41 protein-coding genes and 1 pseudogene are annotated in these 18,987 nt (G+C 46.4%); 41 read left to right on the top strand and 1 reads right to left on the bottom strand.

From position 1 onward, the window contains the following. Window positions 1-325: 325 nt before the first annotated feature. From Vt282_RS17330 to Vt282_RS17235, 22 genes and pseudogenes are all read left to right on the top strand, one after another. Window positions 326-859, top strand: a pseudogene (locus Vt282_RS17330) (LEPR-XLL domain-containing protein); the annotation flags it as partial. Between the two features lie 157 nt (window positions 860-1,016). Beyond that, a complete protein-coding gene (locus Vt282_RS17325) occupies window positions 1,017-1,259 on the top strand; it encodes a hypothetical protein (RefSeq protein ID WP_162064207.1) in 243 nt (80 codons plus the stop codon). A 5-nt stretch (window positions 1,260-1,264) separates the two neighbouring features. Next, window positions 1,265-1,756 (top strand): hypothetical protein, encoded by a 492-nt coding sequence (locus tag Vt282_RS20920; RefSeq protein ID WP_232055188.1) that lies wholly within the window; start codon window positions 1,265-1,267, stop codon window positions 1,754-1,756. 250 nt (window positions 1,757-2,006) lie between these two features. Then, entirely contained in the window at window positions 2,007-2,198 is a 192-nt protein-coding gene (locus Vt282_RS17315; RefSeq protein ID WP_162064206.1) for a hypothetical protein, read from the top strand. Window positions 2,199-2,517: 319 nt separating this feature from the next. Then, the gene (locus Vt282_RS17310) at window positions 2,518-2,712 is read left to right on the top strand and encodes a hypothetical protein (protein ID WP_162064205.1); all 195 of its coding nucleotides are present in this window, start codon (window positions 2,518-2,520) and stop codon (window positions 2,710-2,712) included. A gap of 107 nt (window positions 2,713-2,819) precedes the next feature. After that, on the top strand, window positions 2,820-3,095 hold the full coding sequence (locus Vt282_RS17305; protein WP_162064204.1) for a hypothetical protein: 276 nt from the start codon (window positions 2,820-2,822) through the stop codon (window positions 3,093-3,095). Between the two features lie 98 nt (window positions 3,096-3,193). Continuing rightward, complete coding sequence (locus Vt282_RS17300) at window positions 3,194-3,370, top strand: hypothetical protein (protein ID WP_162064203.1); 177 nt, start codon at window positions 3,194-3,196, stop codon at window positions 3,368-3,370. Between the two features lie 658 nt (window positions 3,371-4,028). Further along, window positions 4,029-4,262, top strand: coding sequence for a hypothetical protein (locus Vt282_RS17295; RefSeq protein WP_162064202.1), 234 nt, complete (start codon window positions 4,029-4,031; stop codon window positions 4,260-4,262). Continuing rightward, a complete protein-coding gene (locus tag Vt282_RS17290) occupies window positions 4,237-4,476 on the top strand; it encodes a hypothetical protein (protein ID WP_162064201.1) in 240 nt (79 codons plus the stop codon). Before Vt282_RS17295 ends, Vt282_RS17290 begins: the two co-directional genes overlap by 26 nt. A 6-nt stretch (window positions 4,477-4,482) precedes the next feature. Continuing rightward, window positions 4,483-4,623, top strand: coding sequence for a hypothetical protein (locus Vt282_RS17285; RefSeq protein ID WP_162064200.1), 141 nt, complete (start codon window positions 4,483-4,485; stop codon window positions 4,621-4,623). Window positions 4,624-4,731: 108 nt separating this feature from the next. Then, on the top strand, window positions 4,732-5,148 hold the full coding sequence (locus Vt282_RS17280) for a hypothetical protein (RefSeq protein WP_162064199.1): 417 nt from the start codon (window positions 4,732-4,734) through the stop codon (window positions 5,146-5,148). A 7-nt stretch (window positions 5,149-5,155) separates the two neighbouring features. Further along, window positions 5,156-5,542, top strand: a complete 387-nt coding sequence (locus Vt282_RS17275) for a hypothetical protein (RefSeq protein ID WP_162064198.1) — start codon at window positions 5,156-5,158, stop codon at window positions 5,540-5,542. Then, on the top strand, window positions 5,518-5,691 hold the full coding sequence (locus Vt282_RS17270; RefSeq protein WP_162064197.1) for a hypothetical protein: 174 nt from the start codon (window positions 5,518-5,520) through the stop codon (window positions 5,689-5,691). The genes Vt282_RS17275 and Vt282_RS17270 overlap by 25 nt, the downstream gene beginning before the upstream one ends. A gap of 41 nt (window positions 5,692-5,732) precedes the next feature. Beyond that, window positions 5,733-5,855 (top strand): hypothetical protein, encoded by a 123-nt coding sequence (locus Vt282_RS21345; RefSeq protein WP_269472620.1) that lies wholly within the window; start codon window positions 5,733-5,735, stop codon window positions 5,853-5,855. 772 nt (window positions 5,856-6,627) lie between these two features. Next, entirely contained in the window at window positions 6,628-6,834 is a 207-nt protein-coding gene (locus Vt282_RS17265; RefSeq protein WP_162064196.1) for a hypothetical protein, read from the top strand. A 170-nt stretch (window positions 6,835-7,004) separates the two neighbouring features. Then, window positions 7,005-7,496: a hypothetical protein gene (locus tag Vt282_RS17260; RefSeq protein WP_162064195.1), complete on the top strand. Its 492-nt coding sequence runs from the start codon at window positions 7,005-7,007 to the stop codon at window positions 7,494-7,496. Then, a complete protein-coding gene (locus Vt282_RS17255; RefSeq protein ID WP_162064194.1) occupies window positions 7,489-7,707 on the top strand; it encodes a hypothetical protein in 219 nt (72 codons plus the stop codon). Before Vt282_RS17260 ends, Vt282_RS17255 begins: the two co-directional genes overlap by 8 nt. Before the next feature lie 112 nt (window positions 7,708-7,819). Continuing rightward, entirely contained in the window at window positions 7,820-7,999 is a 180-nt protein-coding gene (locus Vt282_RS17250) for a hypothetical protein (protein WP_162064193.1), read from the top strand. Between the two features lie 55 nt (window positions 8,000-8,054). Continuing rightward, window positions 8,055-8,216: a hypothetical protein gene (locus Vt282_RS17245; RefSeq protein WP_162064192.1), complete on the top strand. Its 162-nt coding sequence runs from the start codon at window positions 8,055-8,057 to the stop codon at window positions 8,214-8,216. Then, window positions 8,213-8,386, top strand: coding sequence for a hypothetical protein (locus tag Vt282_RS17240; RefSeq protein ID WP_162064191.1), 174 nt, complete (start codon window positions 8,213-8,215; stop codon window positions 8,384-8,386). Before Vt282_RS17245 ends, Vt282_RS17240 begins: the two co-directional genes overlap by 4 nt. A 79-nt stretch (window positions 8,387-8,465) precedes the next feature. Further along, on the top strand, window positions 8,466-8,681 hold the full coding sequence (locus tag Vt282_RS20915; protein ID WP_232055187.1) for a hypothetical protein: 216 nt from the start codon (window positions 8,466-8,468) through the stop codon (window positions 8,679-8,681). A gap of 106 nt (window positions 8,682-8,787) precedes the next feature. Further along, on the top strand, window positions 8,788-8,967 hold the full coding sequence (locus tag Vt282_RS17235; RefSeq protein ID WP_162064190.1) for a hypothetical protein: 180 nt from the start codon (window positions 8,788-8,790) through the stop codon (window positions 8,965-8,967). A 210-nt stretch (window positions 8,968-9,177) separates the two neighbouring features. Here Vt282_RS17235 and Vt282_RS17230 read toward each other — a convergent pair whose 3' ends face one another. Further along, the gene (locus Vt282_RS17230; RefSeq protein WP_162064189.1) at window positions 9,178-9,324 is read right to left on the bottom strand and encodes a hypothetical protein; all 147 of its coding nucleotides are present in this window, start codon (window positions 9,322-9,324) and stop codon (window positions 9,178-9,180) included. 86 nt (window positions 9,325-9,410) lie between these two features. Here Vt282_RS17230 and Vt282_RS17225 point away from each other — a divergent pair, with 86 nt between their 5' ends. The 19 genes from Vt282_RS17225 to Vt282_RS17135 all read left to right on the top strand — a co-directional run bounded on the left by Vt282_RS17225 (window position 9,411) and on the right by Vt282_RS17135 (window position 18,856). Beyond that, the gene (locus tag Vt282_RS17225; RefSeq protein ID WP_162064188.1) at window positions 9,411-9,767 is read left to right on the top strand and encodes a hypothetical protein; all 357 of its coding nucleotides are present in this window, start codon (window positions 9,411-9,413) and stop codon (window positions 9,765-9,767) included. A gap of 281 nt (window positions 9,768-10,048) precedes the next feature. After that, entirely contained in the window at window positions 10,049-10,333 is a 285-nt protein-coding gene (locus Vt282_RS17220; protein ID WP_162064187.1) for a hypothetical protein, read from the top strand. A 51-nt stretch (window positions 10,334-10,384) separates the two neighbouring features. After that, entirely contained in the window at window positions 10,385-10,669 is a 285-nt protein-coding gene (locus tag Vt282_RS17215) for a hypothetical protein (RefSeq protein WP_162064186.1), read from the top strand. Window positions 10,670-10,919: 250 nt separating this feature from the next. Continuing rightward, entirely contained in the window at window positions 10,920-11,111 is a 192-nt protein-coding gene (locus Vt282_RS17210; protein ID WP_162064185.1) for a hypothetical protein, read from the top strand. 52 nt (window positions 11,112-11,163) lie between these two features. Beyond that, the gene (locus Vt282_RS17205) at window positions 11,164-11,451 is read left to right on the top strand and encodes a hypothetical protein (protein WP_162064184.1); all 288 of its coding nucleotides are present in this window, start codon (window positions 11,164-11,166) and stop codon (window positions 11,449-11,451) included. Continuing rightward, window positions 11,448-11,900, top strand: a complete 453-nt coding sequence (locus Vt282_RS17200; RefSeq protein WP_162064183.1) for a hypothetical protein — start codon at window positions 11,448-11,450, stop codon at window positions 11,898-11,900. The genes Vt282_RS17205 and Vt282_RS17200 overlap by 4 nt, the downstream gene beginning before the upstream one ends. A 115-nt stretch (window positions 11,901-12,015) precedes the next feature. After that, the gene (locus Vt282_RS17195; RefSeq protein WP_162064182.1) at window positions 12,016-12,390 is read left to right on the top strand and encodes a hypothetical protein; all 375 of its coding nucleotides are present in this window, start codon (window positions 12,016-12,018) and stop codon (window positions 12,388-12,390) included. Between the two features lie 128 nt (window positions 12,391-12,518). Continuing rightward, a complete protein-coding gene (locus Vt282_RS17190; protein ID WP_162064181.1) occupies window positions 12,519-12,656 on the top strand; it encodes a hypothetical protein in 138 nt (45 codons plus the stop codon). A gap of 626 nt (window positions 12,657-13,282) precedes the next feature. After that, window positions 13,283-13,546, top strand: a complete 264-nt coding sequence (locus Vt282_RS17185; protein ID WP_162064180.1) for a hypothetical protein — start codon at window positions 13,283-13,285, stop codon at window positions 13,544-13,546. Between the two features lie 250 nt (window positions 13,547-13,796). Further along, complete coding sequence (locus tag Vt282_RS17180; RefSeq protein WP_162064179.1) at window positions 13,797-14,159, top strand: hypothetical protein; 363 nt, start codon at window positions 13,797-13,799, stop codon at window positions 14,157-14,159. After that, window positions 14,156-14,407 carry a hypothetical protein gene (locus Vt282_RS17175; RefSeq protein ID WP_162064178.1) on the top strand — a complete coding sequence of 84 codons (252 nt, stop codon included), beginning with the start codon at window positions 14,156-14,158 and terminating at the stop codon, window positions 14,405-14,407. Before Vt282_RS17180 ends, Vt282_RS17175 begins: the two co-directional genes overlap by 4 nt. Before the next feature lie 12 nt (window positions 14,408-14,419). Further along, on the top strand, window positions 14,420-14,611 hold the full coding sequence (locus tag Vt282_RS17170; protein WP_162064177.1) for a hypothetical protein: 192 nt from the start codon (window positions 14,420-14,422) through the stop codon (window positions 14,609-14,611). 15 nt (window positions 14,612-14,626) lie between these two features. Then, window positions 14,627-14,839 (top strand): hypothetical protein, encoded by a 213-nt coding sequence (locus Vt282_RS17165; protein WP_162064176.1) that lies wholly within the window; start codon window positions 14,627-14,629, stop codon window positions 14,837-14,839. Window positions 14,840-15,422: 583 nt separating this feature from the next. Further along, the gene (locus Vt282_RS17160; protein WP_162064175.1) at window positions 15,423-15,569 is read left to right on the top strand and encodes a hypothetical protein; all 147 of its coding nucleotides are present in this window, start codon (window positions 15,423-15,425) and stop codon (window positions 15,567-15,569) included. Between the two features lie 276 nt (window positions 15,570-15,845). Beyond that, window positions 15,846-16,532, top strand: coding sequence for a hypothetical protein (locus Vt282_RS17155; RefSeq protein WP_162064174.1), 687 nt, complete (start codon window positions 15,846-15,848; stop codon window positions 16,530-16,532). Further along, window positions 16,498-17,208 (top strand): hypothetical protein, encoded by a 711-nt coding sequence (locus tag Vt282_RS17150; protein ID WP_162064173.1) that lies wholly within the window; start codon window positions 16,498-16,500, stop codon window positions 17,206-17,208. The genes Vt282_RS17155 and Vt282_RS17150 overlap by 35 nt, the downstream gene beginning before the upstream one ends. Before the next feature lie 100 nt (window positions 17,209-17,308). Then, window positions 17,309-17,965 (top strand): hypothetical protein, encoded by a 657-nt coding sequence (locus Vt282_RS17145; protein ID WP_162064172.1) that lies wholly within the window; start codon window positions 17,309-17,311, stop codon window positions 17,963-17,965. After that, window positions 17,944-18,144, top strand: a complete 201-nt coding sequence (locus tag Vt282_RS17140; RefSeq protein ID WP_162064171.1) for a hypothetical protein — start codon at window positions 17,944-17,946, stop codon at window positions 18,142-18,144. Before Vt282_RS17145 ends, Vt282_RS17140 begins: the two co-directional genes overlap by 22 nt. Then, window positions 18,122-18,856 (top strand): hypothetical protein, encoded by a 735-nt coding sequence (locus tag Vt282_RS17135; protein WP_162064170.1) that lies wholly within the window; start codon window positions 18,122-18,124, stop codon window positions 18,854-18,856. Before Vt282_RS17140 ends, Vt282_RS17135 begins: the two co-directional genes overlap by 23 nt. Window positions 18,857-18,987: the final 131 nt, after the last annotated feature.

Below are 18,987 nucleotides of genomic sequence, written 5' to 3'. Positions count from 1 at the left end.
GATAAAGATGTGGAAGTGCACTAAAGGCCAGCATCCCAACGATAACGGATTTGTCGTTGAACGACTGAGACTAACGCACAGCCTTCGCGCTGTGCATTTTGCTTTTAGCGGTGATAAAAGCATAGGAAGTGTAGGGATATTCGGTGCCTGAATATTCCCAAAGGTAAATTATGGTTACAAAACTGGACACGAGAAAGCAACGCAATACTCAGCAAGCAACAGTAAAAGCAGGAAGTAAACCTCGCTTTTCCAACCTTATGGAAGGAATAAGGCAAGCGGTTAATCATCCTTCTTTGAAACTTTCTCCCGCTCAAACTTATCCTTTTCAATCGAGCAACTTGAACCGAGACTATTGCTATCAGCAGACCCACTAGCGGCGTTAACTGTTGAGGCAAATGACGTTATTTTGCAAGTTGATGAACACAATCAATACATTCAATTGGTTCAAAATGAGCAAAATGGTGCGGTGATTGCACAAAGAGAAATCGCCAGTATCGCAGCAGGAAGCATCATCACCATCGAAGGCACCGATGAAGATGATAAGTTAACGATTGAGCAATCATTTCTTGATTTAGGTGAGCGCAATTTTATTGTCCAGTTTAATGGCGCAGGTTCTGATGATAACGATGCGGTAGCAACCGCTGATGATGTTGAAACGAGTCATTGGCAAATTAGCGGTGAAAACTCAGGTTCAATGGGGACTAATGGCATTGTTGAATTCATGAATATTGAGTCACTTCAAGCCAAGAGTAGTGATGAATCACAACACGTTTTATCGGCGATAAACAACAATTATCATTGGTTGGTTGAGGGAGCAGCGGAAAACTTTCCGCTCTTGAGAGCGAACTTGGTGCGATAATTGATAACGCAAGCACCACTACCGTTGCGTTTTCTGGCTTTGACCAGATCGGAGGTAGTGGCACTGATTATCTTGACTATAGCACTTACGCATCTGGAGTGAGTGTCGATCTGGAGCAAGAGACGGCGACTGGCTTTGGTTTTGGGGGCCAAATACAGTGATTGGCTCTGATTATACCGATACGTTTGTTGGTGATAGTAATGACAATGTGTTTATTGTTGGATTTACCGATGCGGTGGACGGTAAAGGTGGTAATGATGCTGCCATTTATCGTGACTTAGGTGACTTGGGTGTGACGTTGTCGCATCCGTTGATAGGACTGGCGAAGATTTTACTCTGCAAGGTGGCAATTGGGACGGAAATACTTTTACTGCCAATAATGCTGAATCAATTTCATTGATTGATGTGGATTTGATAGCAGCAATTGGCGGCAGTGGCGAGAACTATTTTGATTTTTCAAAGGTAGATGTTGCGGTCAATCTGTTTGGTGGTGAAGGTGACGATACGCTGTTATCGGGTTCTGGTGCCGATGTTTTGGTGGGTGGATCTGGCGATGACACCCTCGACGGCGGTTCAGGTGTGGATGAAGTTATCGCAGTTCGCAGTGAGAATTTTGAACTGGTTAATAACACGCTGAAAGTGGGTAGCGATGAAGAAGATTCCCTAAACAATATAGAAAGTGTGTATCTAAAAGCATTATCAGATGATAGCGGTAAAACCCTAGACGCGAGTGCGGCCGCCGACTATGACATTACCTTAGAAGGCACAGAGTTTGCTGATGTCATTAAGGCATCTGCCTATGGCGATTCTATCTCAGGCCTAGGTGGTGCAGATACGATTACTGCGGGCAGCGGTGTTGATCGCATCGTGGAAAGTTTTCTGGGCGTGCCAGTGTGAGTGTATCCGGCGTTGACTATCTGCTCGACCTTCTCATGGCAACAATGAAATCATAGAGTTAACCCTTCCTAGTGTCACTTCCGGTGACGGTTATCAATTAACCTTAACTACCACGGATGGCGTTTTGTCACTAATGTAATCGCATGGGATGCCTCAACTCGTGATGTTTCTCGAGCAATAGAACAAGCGTTGACATTGAATTATGGTCAGTTGCAAGTTAGCGCGACAGATTCTGGTTGGGAGATTGAATTTGCCGGTTTGTACGCAGGCAAAGCCGATTTTGCAATCAATCGCTGCGAATAAGAATGTGACGGCCGGTATTACTCAGGCGGGCACTACAGAACAAGATACCTTAGTTGGACTTGATGCAGAGGATTACCTTGTGTTGCAAGGTAGTGTTGGTGCCGATGATGTCGATTTGTCAGGAATTTGTTGGCAATAGTGATATTAAAACCTTAGCGGGTGTAGACACATTGCGGTGCACAAGGTTAACACTATTGATGCTGGCGCTGGTGATGACTTTATCTATGTTTCAGGTAACAACGATGCCTTAATAAAAACGACTTCGTGGCGGCGAAGGCCAAGATACATTGCTTGCTGATTTTAGTGATTCTGACACTGGCCATAGCTTTGATCTGGATAATGATCTGCTGACCATTGATTCGGTGCAAATTAGAGGTATAGAGTGCGGAACTAATCGGTTCAAGTGGCAATGACAGTTTTAATGCTAGTGATTTTATGGCGTCTCTAACACAAACCAGATGGCCACATTAGATGGTTGGGACGCACTGAGTGAATATGTTTTGCGATTTACCCTTGATGATGGTTCAACTGTTCTTGATGTTGATGTGGAGTCAGCGACAACTCTGGAAGAGTTGATTGAACTGATTAACTTAGCAGATGAACGAGAAACTGGCGATGCAAACCAGTTTAGATCAAGCAACCACAAGTCTTAGTGTGACAGGTATTGATGCGCTTGGTGTTGCAGGTAGTGATAGCAATTTTGTCTGTGTTAGGATTTGATTCCGTATCGGTCAATAATTCAGTTGCGACCGGAATCAGTATGAGCTTGTTGGCATCGATTCAACTCACCAATCAACGAGGTAATGCCGGTGCGGATACGTATGTCGGTACCGTGGGTGGCGATCGGTTTGAAATCGATGGTGATGATGTCTCGGTGAGTGGCCATTCTGGTGTCGATAGTATCGTCGCGAGCAGCACAGCAACGCACAAAATGATTACTGACAGCGCAGTGACATGGCAGGGCAGCGCTCAAAGTGATAAGAGTGTCATTATTGCCGGCAGAAAACGCGACTGGTGGCAGAGTCAGAGCCACTGAATTGGATGCCTCCAGTGCGACTATTGATGTGACATTAGATGCTCAAGTGTCTACTGCTGCACCAAAGGTGGTAGCGGTAACAACGAATTTGAATTGATGTGTCTCAGCGTCATGATTTAGCGACAGATAAAGTGGCGATCACGATTAACGACACTGCGAGCCTCAATGATGTGCTGTTTTATGGTGGTAGTGAGACATTTACGGTTAGTGATTTCGATTGGGCCGATGTGACAGGCGTTAACTTTGCTTTTGTTAGTGAAGCGATGGCGATTTGAAAATTGAGCAAAACGTTTTGCTCGACGGTCAATCGGTTGGTTTAAGGTCTCAAACGGAAAATTATTGTTAATGCGCATGTGACGACCGATAGTGACAGTGGCGATGCGGGTGCAATCGAGTTTTATGCTCGTCATATTATTGTTAGTGATGGTGTCACCTTTCTGCAATCGGTGCAGGTCAAGATGGCGATATTACGCTAGTCGCCTCAGATCCAAGAAACGAACTGAAAGGGTTGGGTTACTATAACTACGATGATGTGAGTTCAAGCATTGAGATTGGTGCGGCAACAATTAAGGGCGTGACATTACCATTCTCGCTTTGCTGAAACCAACCTAACAGCCCAGCCAACTATGGTGGCAATGTCATTGATGTTGATTTCATTAGTTTGAGGACCTGAAGAAAGAGCTCGAAGAATTTAGTCTATTTGCCGGCTATTCACGTTCTGAAGTGGATACCCAGTGTTGATCGATGAAGCATCAGTGATTAGTGGTGAAGATGTTACGATTCAATCACGGTCGATTGCTCGTGTGACATCTGAGCCTTTGGTGCGTTGCTTTCGGTTGCGATTGGTAGTGTTAAATCTAACGCATACTTAGAAGTGGACGGAACGATTATCGCTACGGGTGATGTGACGATAAAGGTAACGTTGAAAACTACATGCGCGTTGAGGCTGACCAGTTATTTGGTTATGCGGGATATTCTGCCAGCGTTGCAGTCGGCATCCTTGAAAGTAATTCTACATTACTGGTGTCAGAGAGTGCCAACATAGTTACTCAAGGTGATCTGGTTGTTGGCGCTTATACTAGTGACTTTACTTATGTCGGTGCAATCAGTGATGCGGAAAACAATGGTAAATTAGCCGCTAGTGGCGGTGCATATCGAAGACAGTGAAACGACAGCCACTCTAGCGGGTGATATTTTGTTGCGGGCGACTTGTCATTGGAGTCAGAGCATCATCAAGGGCGCGCTGATGGCGATTAGTACAAAAGCGGAAGCCGAGGTCGACCGGGTACCAGGTCGCTTTGATAACTTCGTGGATAAAATGAAGTACAAGGCCTCAGCGCTTTCAATTGTAGTAAAGTTCCATTTGCAGGTACTGCTATAGCGCCAAGTGATCGCTTGGCACCGACTAAATTCAGGTATCGCGGTGGCTTACGCCAGTGATACCAACACTGCCAATTCTTATTTAGGTATCGAAGGAGATAGCGATATTCAAGTAGGCGGTAGTTTTGATCAGCATGACCGTCGATAGTCGTCAGTTGACCAGTAACTTCGTTTCAAGTTCGCTAATCAGCTTTCACAGTTAGAAGGTTCAACCGGTAACTCTGGATCGTTCCAACAAGTTCCATTTGGTGGTGCGGTGTCAGTCGCTATATCAACGTTAGATAACAATGCTCAAGCCATTATGCAGGGCAACACTCAGCTCGATGTGCTTGATAAGATCACCCTCGATGCTCAAGCCGAGAACCTGACTGGATTAATTAGTCAGGATACGACCTTTAAATACGTCAAACCAACTTTTATCAATAAGGGACAAATCGATAGCGACTATTCGATCAAACAGGGTGATCTGATTGGTTTCACTATGTGGATTACAATTGGCAGCAAAGTGAGGCGCAGCAACCGCAAATCGGTTTCTTGGGTGCAGTGTACAAATACCTTGGTGATGATAGTTCAAATATTCGTTTTGCGAGCGGACTTTAACGATCCGACAAGATGGGAATTGTTGGGCGATAAAGTGACCAGTTCCGAGCCAGTTGCTTGGTGGAGAATCTGATCTTTACTTGATTGATAATTATGTTAGCTCCGAAGCTGCGGGAGCAAAAGTATCGATTGGTTTGAACTTTGCGCTACTCGACTCAAATCAAGATGCTGACGCAAGGATTAAAGGCAATGTAGAGGTTAATCAACGGACAGATTTAGCGAACAGTTTTGATGTCGATACTGAACGTGAGCTCTATGATCGTGTCGACGCGATCATCAATGGTGGCTTAACACTGGGATTAAGAGATATTAGTGTTAGCTCCAATGCAGTGAGTAAAGCGGTTGATTATGTTGGTATGTTGACCAGTACTTCTTCCAACACCTATCTTAAAACCATTTATGCGCCAAGGTGCATCAGACAGTTTAAATGGTTCTGGGGTGAGTGTTTATCAGTAACGTCACGTTAAACAGCCATGCAGTGATTGAAGATGGTGCTAAGGTTTATGCGGATAAACTCTCCTTAGATGCGGACGCTACCTCATTTGCGGTTAATTTGGGTTACTCTGCGGGTTATGGTCTAGGCTCATTAGGTTTATCTGGCTTACATGGGCAATAACGTCGACAGCACCTCGATGGCGAAGATTGGCTCAGGTGTTGATGTACAAGTGGGTAATCGCATCAATAACACTTTGGGCACTACTCGCAAGTGTTACCGCTGACAACCGTGTAGATATCATTACGATTGCGGGCAGCGGACTTCAGGCGGAAAAACGGGTGTAGGCGCCTCATCAATTATTAATGATGTTACCAAAGTCACTAAGGCTCAGATTGGCGATGCTAGTGCACAATCACGCAATGGTGATGTGGTGTTAATGGCGACGTAAAACTGGCAGCGACCAGTGAAGGTATCATCGTTGCTTCGCCAGTAAGCGCTGCTTGGGCAACAGGTAAAGTAGCGCCGGCGGCGGAGAGACGCCACCAACGACCAATACAGCCTACGGCATTGGTGTGTCTGGTGCATTCGCGTTTAATACGGTGAACAACACCACATCGGCAATAGTTAATTATTTAAATAGTTTCAATGCAGATGCGGTAACGTTAAGTGCGATTGAAAGTTCACTGTGTTGGCGTTCCAATATCTTATGCAAGCTCTGAGGCGCAGAAGTTTGCTTTAGCGGCTGCAGGCATAGGTTTGCAATGATGTTGAATTCGATATCGATGCGGGCATTCGAGGTATGAACAGCTTAAATGTTGATAGCCTCGATATTATCATAATAACGACTCTTTAGTGGTGACGGCTTCTATTTGGCTGCACTATCGGGACTGGCAGAAACGCCGGCGAGTTCAAACAGTACCAGTGTTGCGCTAGCGAAATGTATCGATTAATATCGTTGACAGCGATGTTGATGCGTTCTTGTCAGACATTACTTCTGGAACGATCACTCATCGCAATAGTGACGGATTGCTTTAGATGTAAAACCAAAGATACCTCAGAAATTTATGCTGTTGCGCTTGGCGTAGCCTATGCAGGTAATGGCGCTGTGGCGGCTACATGCCGAAAATATCATTGAGTGACATTGATGCGCAGGTAAACAATGCCGAACTCGATATTGCGTCGGGCAAAATGAAGGTGCATGCCAACAGTGAAGCCGACATTTTGTCGGTGGCACTTAGTGCCGGAGTAAGCAAAGAGACTTCACCAGATTTTGACACCAAAGTGGGCGTGTCAGTTGCGGTTGCAGTGGGTTATAACAAGTGAGGATGAATACTCGAGCGAAAGTCACGGACAGTTTAATTACTTTACCTAGCCATGATTCTGATTACTCGTGTCGATGTCAGCACATAATGAGAGCGACATTATTGGGTTGTTGTCGCTCCTTCTATTGGCCTACAAAGTGGTGGCGAACGACAGTAACGTTGAATGGCGCTGTGTCTTCGATCACCAATGAAGTGTATGGCGATACCATTGCTCAGATCGACAATTCAACCATTGACCAAACCACAACCGACAACGCTAAATCGAACGCTGACAATGGCGTGTTTGTGACTGATGTCGATGGCGATATAGCCGCCAATGTGGTTTCCGCAAGTATAGCATGGGCTGGAGCGACGACGGGAACAGGGGTATCTGGCGGAGTGGGCGTGAGCCTAGCTGCTAACTATATCGGTGATGACAATGGTACCGCCAATGCTATCAGTGCCTTAATTACGGATTCTAGTATTGGTGTTGCAGGTGCAGTTGAAACCTATGCAGAAAGCAAACAAGAGATTCACGCCAATGTTGTTGCGGCCTCGGTGGCGATCGCAACATCGAGCAGTGGTAGTGCTGGTGCTTTAAGTGGCGTCGGTAGTTCTACCCATAACTCGGTTATGATTGATACCCAGTCGGCTATTTCAGCTACTCAAGCTAACCGTGATTGATTCGGACTCGGTGTCAGTGACGGCAAAGGATACCAGCACAATAGATAGTGTTGTCGTAGGTGCATCAATTGCCGGTAGTTATTCACCAGCATCCGGTGCGGGTGCGCTCAGCATTGGTGTCGCGTTGGCTGACAATGATATAGATAACGATACCATTGCTTCGATTGACAATGTCACTATCGGCGCAAGTGATGATAGGACCGGCAGGTAGCCGTTAGTGCCACTTCAGATGCGAAGATAACGGCAACTTCAGTGGCCGCATCTTTGCTGTTAGTTATAGCTCTTCGGGTTCAATTTCAGTATCTGGTGCGGGTGCCAATGCAATGAACTCGGTAGTGGGTTCAACGTCTGCCATCATCGAAAACAGTGACATTTACTCGAATGGTAAAGTGAGCGTTACCGCGCTGAATACATCGACGATTAATGCCGAAATCGCTGCGGTATCAGTCGCCGGTGCTGGCGGTAATAGTGGCGGATTAGGTGTATCGGTGGTGCAGCCATAACCGAAAACTATATCGGTGAGTCAGGCAAACGTGTTGATGTTACCGCTGCGTTGATATGAGCGAAATTGATACCAGCGGGAATGTGGTGATTGATTCGAACGCTGATATGGAAATTGATTCAGGCGTTGGTGCCGGGCTGCAGCAATATCCGGTGGCTCGGGCGGCGGTATTGCGTTATCTGGTACTGGCGTTCATGCAATTAATGAAATCTACGTGAACACTGATAGCTACATTGATAACAGCTCAAACGCTGAGAAGAAAGTCAAAGCGAGTGCGTTAACCGTTACCGCTGACAATACCTCCGAGATTGACACGGATGCTGGCGCTGCAAGTTTAGCAGCCGGTTTTGGCTCTGGCGGTATTGCAGGAACCATGGCGTGGCGTTAGCGCAATACCGTAGATACCAAGACTCGAGCTTATGTAGCTGGTGCAGAGATTGAACTTAGCTTTGGTGCACTGGATATTGATGCCATCACTGATAATGACATTACCTCTACATCTGTTGCAGCGTCGCTTGCGATTGCGGTCAGCTCTGGCGGTGGTGTCGCGGTTAGTGGTGGCGGTGCGAATGATTAACCAAGTTGGCGGTGAAACACTGGCCTATATCAACGATGCAGATGTGATTGGTGCAGGCACGGTGACGATTGATGCAACAACAATTCAGACATTGATGCAACAGTAACTGCCGTGAGTGTTTCGGGTGGCGGTGGATCGGGCGGTGGTGTTGGTGTCTCAATAGGAGCATCAGTAACCGAGAATGAAATAGGTACGCAAAGTGACCGCTTAAAGTGGCCGCTTATGTTGAAGATTCAAGTGTCGATGCGAGTGGCGCGCTATCGATTAAATCTGATACAAACATGACCATTGATGCGGGGTTGGTGCCGGAGGAATGGCCGTTGCTGGTGGTGCTGGTGGGGGTATTGCTGCCTCAGGATCTGGCGTTAATGCGCTTAATAGCGTGTATGTAAGCAGTGAAAGTTACATTGATAACAGTGGTGACAATGATGCTAACATTTCAGCCGCGGGGATCAGCGTTGAGGCGACAAGTACATCAACTATCTTTGCTGAATTAGGCTCAGCTTCACTAGCTATCGCTGGTGGTACGGGCGGCGGTATCTCAATCACTGTAGGTGTTTCGGAAGCAGACAATACGGTAGATATCGATACTAACGCGTTTATCAAGGGCGCGGCATCGATTGATAGTACCGGGCAATCAACGTTAGCGCGACAACCAATAATGACATTGATGCAGTGTCAGTCGCGGCAACTTCTTCTATTGCGGGAGTGCAGGTGGCGGTATCAGTATCAGTGGCGCTGGTGCGCATGCAGAAAATACCATCTTAGGTGAAACTCAGGCGTACATAGCGTCAAGCCGTTGATAGTTCAACCGCAGTTAATGTCAACGCAAGTGATGTTTCAGATGTGGATGCAACGGTGGCGGCTGCCTCTGCTTCAGGGCGGGTGGCGCAGGCGGCGGTGTTGGCATTGGTATCGGGTTGCTATCGCACAAAATAACATTGGAACTAGCGGTCAGCGCCAAGCGGTTCGCGCTTATGTTAAAGATAGCGGTATTACATCTTCTGGCGCCTTATCGCTGTCAGCAACAGGTGATATGGAGATTGATGCGGGTGTTGGTGCGGGTAGCATGGCACTTTCTGGCGGCGCGGGTGGCGGTGTTTCAGGAGCAGGTGCAGGCGTGAGCACCACCAATGAAATCTACACAGACGTAACGACATATATCGACAATAGTTTAGCCAAAGCAAAGTGATCGATACGGCTAGTGTGTCGCTAGATAGCGACAATACCACAAAGATCACCGCAGAATCGGCTTCAGCAACGCTTGCTGCAGGATTTGGTGCTGGGGCGGTATTGCAGGTACTGTGAGTGTGACCTTGGCGGAAAATACTGTCGATGCTGACACCAGCAGCTACATCACTGATGTGGGTGAAATCACCACTGGTGATATAAGTCACTGCTACTACGGACAATACGATTAAAGCAACGGCAGTTGCCGTATCTGTCTCTGCATCCGGTGGTGCGGGTGGTGGCGTGTCGTTATGGCGCGGTGCGGAAACCGTTAATAACGTATTCGGTGACACCAGTGCATACATTGCTAACCGACGCTGGCGGGGCGGCGTGGATGTGTTGGCGGATAATAGGTCAAAAATTGATTCAACGATTGCTGCTGTTTCTGCTGCAGGCGCAGGCGGTGCAGCAGGTGGATTTGGTATGTCTGTCGGTGGTGCAGTTGCTATTAACGAAATTGGTCTGAAAGTGCCCCTCGCCGTTAAGAGTTATATCGATAATAGCTCCTTTATGCGTCAGGGGCATTAGACGTAGACAGCGTTTTAGATATGACCATTGAAGCGGGCGTTGGCGCAGGTAGTGCGGCATTGGTTGGTGTGTGTCGGTGTTAGTGTGGCTGGCGCGGCAGTTAGAGTCGAAAATGATGTTTATGCGGTAGTGGATAGTTATATCGAAGATAGTGCGCAAATTACCGCCACTGATATCTTAGTTACCGCTTATAGCAGGTCTGATGTTGATGCTACTGGTACGGCGACGCTTTCTGGGAGTTTTGCACCACTGGTTTTACCGCTGCTCTTGCCGCGACACGAGTCATCAATACCTTGGACGTGGATATCAATAGTGACGTTCGCAATTCAACGCTAATCAGTAATGGTGACTTTACCCTGCAAGCGAAAACTAAGATGACGTTTATACGGAGGTAGCTACCTCGGTTGCTCTAGGCCTTGGTTTTGCAGGTGCAGGGTATTTGTGAAAGCTCCGCTACCGGAGACATCAATGTTGATATCCGTGATTCGAATATTACAGGGTGATGGCAGCGTCAAAGCCTTAGCTGACGTTAAACAAGAAGCTGAAGCATACGGTATTTCAGGAGGTTTCGTTTGCAGCAGGCGTGGTGTTTGCTGATAGCGAGTCAACGGTTAACACTAAGGTCAATATGATTGGCAGCGATTATAATGGCCATGATTTGACCATGGTTGCCAAAGCGACGGAAGACAACTACGTGCTGGCGGTTGCCGGTAGTGGCGGCGTTTTAGCTGGGGCAGGGTTGGTGCCGATACTTCGTCAACAAGCACGACACAAGTGAATGTAGATGATTCCTCCTCTATCACGTTAGGTGTGTTGGTGGTGACGGCATATTGGATGTCAAAGCTGAGCATATTGCAGAGTTTGATGCGAAAATTGTTGCCGCATCAGGAGGTTTATTATCTGGCTCGGGCGCTGAGGTTGACCATGAAATAGCCGCTGATGTCGCGGTCAATCTTGGGGATGGCAGTAGTGATAGTGACTATCTCACAATCAATGTGGTGGATGTCAACGCTGAAGCGATTAACCGTGCGCATAAAGATCAAAGTGGTAAGATCACGGCAGTCGCTGTTGGGCTTACAAGTGCGGCGGTGTCGATAGTCGCACCGTGCTTGATATGAACACCCAAATTAATGTTGGTGACGATGCTCAGATCACTGCAACAGGTGCCGAGGATGGTCAAGGAATTTCACTCAATGCATTGAACGACTTAGATATCACCGATAAGGTTATTATCAATGCTGCTGGTGCCCTTGCCGGTACAGGAGCCACGGTTAAAGTGACCGATGATGAATTATTGGCTCAAGTGCAAGTTGGTAGTAATGCTATTTTGAGTACGCTAGGTGAGTTGGAGATTTCTGCCCGTGGGCAAGGTGATGTAGTTGGTTCGGTAGAAGCCGATTCCAGTGGAGCATTGTCAGTGACCGTTACCGATGCCACTTTGAAGATCAGGCCGGTAAATAACATCATTATTGATTCTGGTGCTGATATCACTGCTTATGGAGACGTTAACCTCTCCGCTGGCACAGATACAGTTTCAATCGCGATGATTACAAAATTCATACATTGATTGACAGCTTTGCTGATAGCGTAGTGCCTATCGATGATGCTAATGCTTACGCGAAATTATCCCAGACCAACACGATTAACATTGCTTCAGGTGCTCACGTAAAACAGCCCGTCAGATGAATTTACATGCTGAACGTTTTGGTTTTGCCGATATGGACGCGCAAACTAAAACCGTCAACTGGGCATCCGCACTCGGTGGCACCGCTGATCTTGGTGGCGATGTAGAAATCAGTGCAGCAGGCACGGTCACAAACGATGGTACGCTTGAGACAGGTATTGGGCGTAACCAGTCGATTGAAATTACGAGTCTTAACGCTGATGGTAGCGTCAACGAAGTGACTAAAACAGATGGCGTTACCTATACCACCGCCATTGAGGCGTTGAATTCAGAACTGTTTGATGATCTTACCTTTGCTGAAGAGCAACTCGCGATTTTAATGACGGAAAAGCGACGGATACAGACATTGAAGCCTTCTACAAATCTGAGATAACACGTCTTCAGGCATTACTGCTTGAGAAAGGTTTGCTCGAAGAGGTTCGTGCAGAGTCTTCGTTCCCAATGAGGTTTATACCTCAGTGATTAAAATCAACGATATTCACGCTGAAGCAGGGCGGATTGATGTTCGTTCGGGTACTTTTGATGGTGATGGCAGTGTGGTTGCGCCAGGATGCTTCAGTAGAAATTCTTAACCATACTGAAGCTTCATTGGTGATTAATGACATCACTATCCTCAAGAAAATGGTGGGGTTTACTTAAACGGAGAACGTCAAGATACAGGGGTCGATTACGATCCCACAATCAGTATCATCAATGATTTTGATACTGCGAAAGCCAATGCAGAATCAGGTCAGGCAGAGGTGATCAAAACTTGGCCTTCAATTAGCCTTTACGGGAAATATCAAACCGTACGGGTACTTTAGTACTTAAGAGTATCAGTGGAGAAGGTTCAGATACGCTTGGAAAGGTGACATCAACATTTACGCCGATATTGATGTAGAAACCAAGTTGTAGCCACTGGTGGATCGACAGTGATCAGTTTACCTCCTGGTTCGTCATATTCTGTTGGCGGATCCGAGTATGCGAAATGGAATGCGCTACTGGGGAATAACGGCTTAGAAGAAGCATCGAGCTCAGAGATCAATAATCTGATCAATCCGCGATGAGTGAGCCTAATATATATGCGGACAACATTTCTATTACTGCCGAATACATCAATATCAACGGCAAGATACAAAGTGGGAAGAGAGCTTTACACTTGATATTGATTCGTCACTAGAAGACACCATCGACGGGCTAAAGCGAAAGGTGCCACAGGACTTATTCGTCTTGACGTTGGCAGTGAAGATTTCTCTCTGTTTTACGATGCAACTAATGACCAGTTAGTGCTTGGTGATATGCGTGTTAGTGGTGGATATATTGAACTTGAAGGGCATATCCTCAACACCAACGCTAATTCAGAAATTGAATTACTTGGTGGTTATGCAGAAATTGATGTTAACAACCATACCGATCTAGACATTAAGATCCTCGGTTTAGATGCCTCGGCGCGTGGTAAAGGTACTTTAATCATTCGCGATAAAGCGCAAGGCTCGACGGATAATCCACTGGTGACCACTTACGTTAAAGATGAAACGGTGTTTCCGTGACTACTCGCTATCAGAATGATGCAAGCGGTACCACTACTAATGGTTCTGATAGCATGACGTATTCGCCTAAATCTGGTTGGCGTTATTCATGGACCATGGGTCAAAGCTATGAGCGTTTATACACCACAGAAGGTACTTCTTCTTGCTCGGCATTGATGCCTTTGCCAGTGATCCTGATGATGTCACTTTCTCAGGTACACCGGAGTAGTGGGTACACCACATTGCGTGGTGAAGGGCTTATTTTGAGTATGTGCCAGAAGATTCGAGCGATGATTATACCTTTGATACTGCTCGCAGTGAGCTTTCAGATGAAACTTCACTCGTACGTAAGTGGACGAAGAGTACTTGGTGGGGTAAGAAAACCTATTACGCTAAGTTTGTTAAAGAGACCAAGGTCCGTGATGAGTCGACTCATTCAATTAAAGCAGATTATGGCGTTGCAATTACCTTAACGGGTAAAGATGCGGGCTCAGTGCTCGTTGATTCTAACAACGGTGGTGATGTTATCGTTGCGGGCAATATCAGTAATAGTGAAGGTACGACAACAATTACCACTAACGGGTCTATCACTACATTGGCATCAGCGTACATTGAGGTAAGAACATTAATTTGATCGCCAATCAGATGGGTGGCTCAGTGCTCACCAATGTTGATGGCAGTATCGAATCGGCCACCAATGCACTGCGCACCAATCTTACTAATGGTGAAAATGGTGCCATTACCGCTCGTACCTATGGTGGATTGATCAATATCACTGAAATTGATGGTGCATTGGTGGTGAAGATATTACGTCGGCGAGTGCTTTCGATTTGGCTCGTGAAACCGGTGGCCAAGTGTATCTCTCGGCTGTTGGCGGGGTAGAAGCTAAAGGCAGTGGTGTCGTTCGAGGCGGTACGATTCACATCAATTCAGAAGCGCACGTCGGTACTTCATCTGCGTCTTAATATTGATAGTGGTGAGCATAATACGGACTCTGTTACGGTATTGGCGGTGAATGACATTTACTTGGCAGAGACAGACGGTGATTTCCTAGCGAAGAAATCTCATCAAGTGCTGGTGACGTGAACATTCAAATCAGTCATGGCTCATTGGTTGACGCCAATAACACCACCGCACGTGACGAGCGTACACGAAGAATTGAGTACGGGTCTGTGGATTAACCTAGGTTTGATTGAAGGCAGCGCGTCAGCTCAAACCAAGATTGATAACGTCATCGAGGCTTACGTAACTGCGCGTGCGCAGAAGTACAGTGAATACTGGAACATTCGTAACGGCCAATTTGATGGCAATTGACGCATGAAAGCGAGCCTAAGTAGTGTTGAAGGGCGTATTACCGAGATGTATACGGCACAGGGTGAAGATAATGGTATAGTGGGCGATGAGCTTGATACTTATGTGCAAAATGCAATTGATACGCTCAACAATAAGCGCACAGAATACCATGCTTTACACCAAACCTACGGGCGACGGCTTACGCGCTCGATTATCAATACCAACTTTCGGATCAGAAACGCAGTGAACTCACAGCTACTGTGCACGTGTGGACAGAAGACGAACTGACCAATCTCATCAGTGGTAGTTTGCTGAAGCCGATTACTAATACGCAGGCAACGATTGAAGATGCGAACATCACGGCATTGGTGATGTTACCCTGTGTCAGCGCACGATATAGGAAGTGCAACGGGCGGTATTGAGATTGAGCTTGACGGTGATTATAGCAACGATGAGCGCGTTCAACTTGCAGCAGCAGAGCAATGATGTTTACTTTATCTTTGCAGAGCGAGCCAAGATGTAGTAGTCAATGTCACCGAGTCAGATGCTGGTGATGCATTAGTGAAATAGTGGCAGTTGGATTGATGCTGGTTTTGTCGCAGGTATGCAGATCCGTATTGCTGGTGATAGTGCTAACGCCAATGACGAAGGCAGTTATTACGATATTGCTTCAGTAACCGATTCGACGCTAACGCTCGCTACGACGGGATTATCGGTAGAGGTTTTAGTGACAGTCGATGGCAGCGATTAGCACTACACCGAGCTTAACGACACTGATCAATACTGGAAATTGGGAAGACTTGGGTTTAGTGCAAGATGGTTGTGACTCTTGGCACTGATACCTTCAAATCGTACGTATTGCTGGTCAGGTTATCGATTTAGAGCAAGTTGATGCGAGTGAGGCGTTAAGCGTCACGGCATTAGATACCGCGGATTATCGACAGGCGAACGTAACCAAAGTGATAATCGACCAACGTGAAGATATCGATATTTTGGTGACAGGCGAGCTAAATGCGCAAGCGGTAATGTGTATCTAGGCTCAGAGCGGTCGATAGCCATTGGTGCCGTGTCTGGTGACAATGTCGGGGTAAAATCAAAGCAGTCACTTACTGATGGCGCGAGTAATAGTGCTTCAATTTACGCGGGTTCAACGCTCATTCTCGAGGCAGGAAGTGGCGCTATAGGCAGTGCAGACAATCGTATTATGATTGATTTGGCGAGCGATGCGACGCTTACGGCACGAGCACAAAACGATATATTTATTACTGAAATCAATTCAGATCTGAACATCGCAACGATTTACTCTAGTGGAGGGACAGTCGATCTGTTTGCTGCTGCGGGTTCAATTGTTGATAGTTTTGATCATGAATATGAGAACATTCGTGCGCAAAACATCGTATTAAGCGCATCTAATGGAGAAATTGGTAGCCTTGCTAATCTATTAGATATCAATCTAACGGGTGGCGTTCTAACCGCTACTGCACTCAATACAATTGCTATCAATGAAACTGAGCAAAATTTAAACGTTGATCGTGTGGAGTCGACTCAAGGTGACGTAACCTTGGCGGCACACCTGGCCATTATTGATGCTGTTGCAGATGAGTCGAGCGAAATTGCTGATGTTATCGGCGCCAATATTACGCTGACCGCTCATTTAGATACTGTCGGCGAAATTGGTAATGATCTGGAAGTGGATACCGGTTCGATGGGGTGAAAATCTCACGGTTAGCAGTGCCAATAATGCTCATATCACCGAAACACAAGGTGATCTCTACTTAAATACCATTCAAACTGGTGCTGCCGCGATCGCCTTTATTGCTGCACCAGCAGGACGGATTCTTAACGATAGTGCTTCGGGTAGTAACGTTACAGGTGGTAAAGCGTATCTATTTGCAGCGCAAGATATGGTAGCGAACAAAGGCGTTAGCCACCGAACTTGGCGCTATCCAAGGTCAATCAACGACGGGCAGCACTTACTTATTAAACAAAGGGCGCTGGATGTTGGCAGTGTGGTGAGTGGAATTCCAAATGGTCTGTACGCGGGTGGTGATATTAATGTTGCAGCCAATAGTCCAATTACGGTTACGGAGAACATCATCGCTGATGGCAACATCAATTTGTCTTCATCTGATGATAGCGCCAATGACTCGATTCGCATTAAGCAAAACATCGAACTTACGTCAGGTGCGAACATCAACATTGACGCAGGGGATGATTTTATCGTTGAAGTAGGGGCGAAGTTAAATGCCCTTACGGATGTCTCGATTCAAATTGATCAAGGTTTGGTGGGCAATAACGATGCCATTGGTGGTAATGCAGAACTGCATGGTTCGATTGTCGCGGCAACCAAATCACTATTTCAGGCGAAAACGATCAAGATAAGTTACTAACTGGTTCGATGCAAGCGCAAAGCATTAATATTGAGATGGGGCCGGCAATGATGACGTTGAATTTTCTGCCACGAGCTTGCTTGGTGATATCAAGGTTGAAATGGGTCGCGGTGATGACTTGATTACGGTTAACCAACTTCATACTCGCAGTGATGCGTTTGTACTGGATGGACAAGGTGGCACCGATAGTTATGCTATCCATCGCACTGGGAATAATGCTGACTATGTGATTGATGTGAGTGATAGCGGAGCGCCTGATGATGGTGCTGATAAACTCACGATTAATGGCTCGAGTTTGAATGACACTTTCTTAATCCGCGCGAATTTTGTTGCGGCGCTGCATCAAGATAGTAGTGATGGCTATGAACAACAAGTAGAAAGAGTTAATTACGATGGCAACATCAATGCTCGCTTAACTATTAATGGTCTTGCTGGTGAAGATAGCTTCTATAGCGATGATACAAGTGCGATTGTTACGTTAGATGGTGGAGCTGGTAATGATAGCTTCCAAGTAGGCCAACTCTACGGCAGTGATCGTAAAGCTGCGCTCGGCACCGTCGCCGACGGTGATGATATCGAAACAACCGAAACTACATTGGGCTTTTGCCAAGGTAATAGTTTGCCAATGGTTATTTATGGCGGCGATGGCAGCGATAGCATCAAAGTATATTCGAACAAGGCGGTCACGAAGCTTTATGGTGAAGATGGTGACGATAATTTTGTCGTGCGTGCATTTTGCTCAAAGATAGTGGCTTAACCAACAATAGTGTTGATGTTGAACTGTTTGGCGGGGACGGCGCAGATACGATTGAATACAGTATCAATGCAGCGCTTAATATTGATGGTGGAGCCGGTAACGATAAGGTCGTGGTGCTAGGTACTGAAGGCGACGATAACTTTATGGTCACCGAAGATGGCATTTTGGTGCTGGTCTGAATGTGGGTTATCAGGGGTGGAGTACGCAGAACTTGATGGTCTTGAGGGTGATGATACCTTCTTTATTTTAAGCACCAATGCGGATGTCGAAACGACCATTATTGGTGGTTTAGGGGCTGATGTCTTTAATATCGCGAGTGATGTAACCGAAGAGATCGTATCGTACTCGGTAGAGGGCCGCAGTAGCTTTATCAATCATAGTGTATTTAGTGAAGATGAATCGTATAACGGCATCTTTGTTGATGGCGTTTCTCTTAATGTTGCGAGCAAAGAGAACGGCGCGGTAGCAGTGAGCGATCAGTCGTTATTGATTGATGAAGATGGCACCATTGATAACTATCAATTGTCGTTAAGTGTGGATGAACCCAATGTTGCAACTATCGCATATGTGACAGTGTCTGCAGCGCGAGCGTCAAGTAGCGATAAGGACAGTACATCGGGCACAGCGGCAAGTATTTTGGTCTCAACTGACAACGTGAACTTCTACGAGTCTTTGGTTGTGAGTTACGAAACAGGCTCAAACTGGAGTGATAGCACAACAATTTATGTTAAAGCGATAGATGATCCAGGAGCTGAAGGGACGCGTGACTACGTCATTAGCCATAGTGTCCGTAGTGAAAATCCTGATTTTGATGGTTTGGATATTGCTAATGTCGAAGTCACGGTATTTGACAATGACCAAGCCGATATTATCGTTAGCAAGTGGCAGTAATGCAATTGCAGAAGGTGACATAAGCACAGAATATACGGTCCGATTAGCTACTCAGCCCGCGGTAGGTGAAATCGTGACGGTTGACGTGTCGGTTGCTGAGTAACGCTCAGGCTGCGCAACTTAAATTTAGC

The organism is Vibrio taketomensis (assembly GCF_009938165.1).
Classification (GTDB): domain Bacteria; phylum Pseudomonadota; class Gammaproteobacteria; order Enterobacterales; family Vibrionaceae; genus Vibrio; species Vibrio taketomensis.
This window is presented reverse-complemented; position numbering and strand designations above follow the sequence as displayed.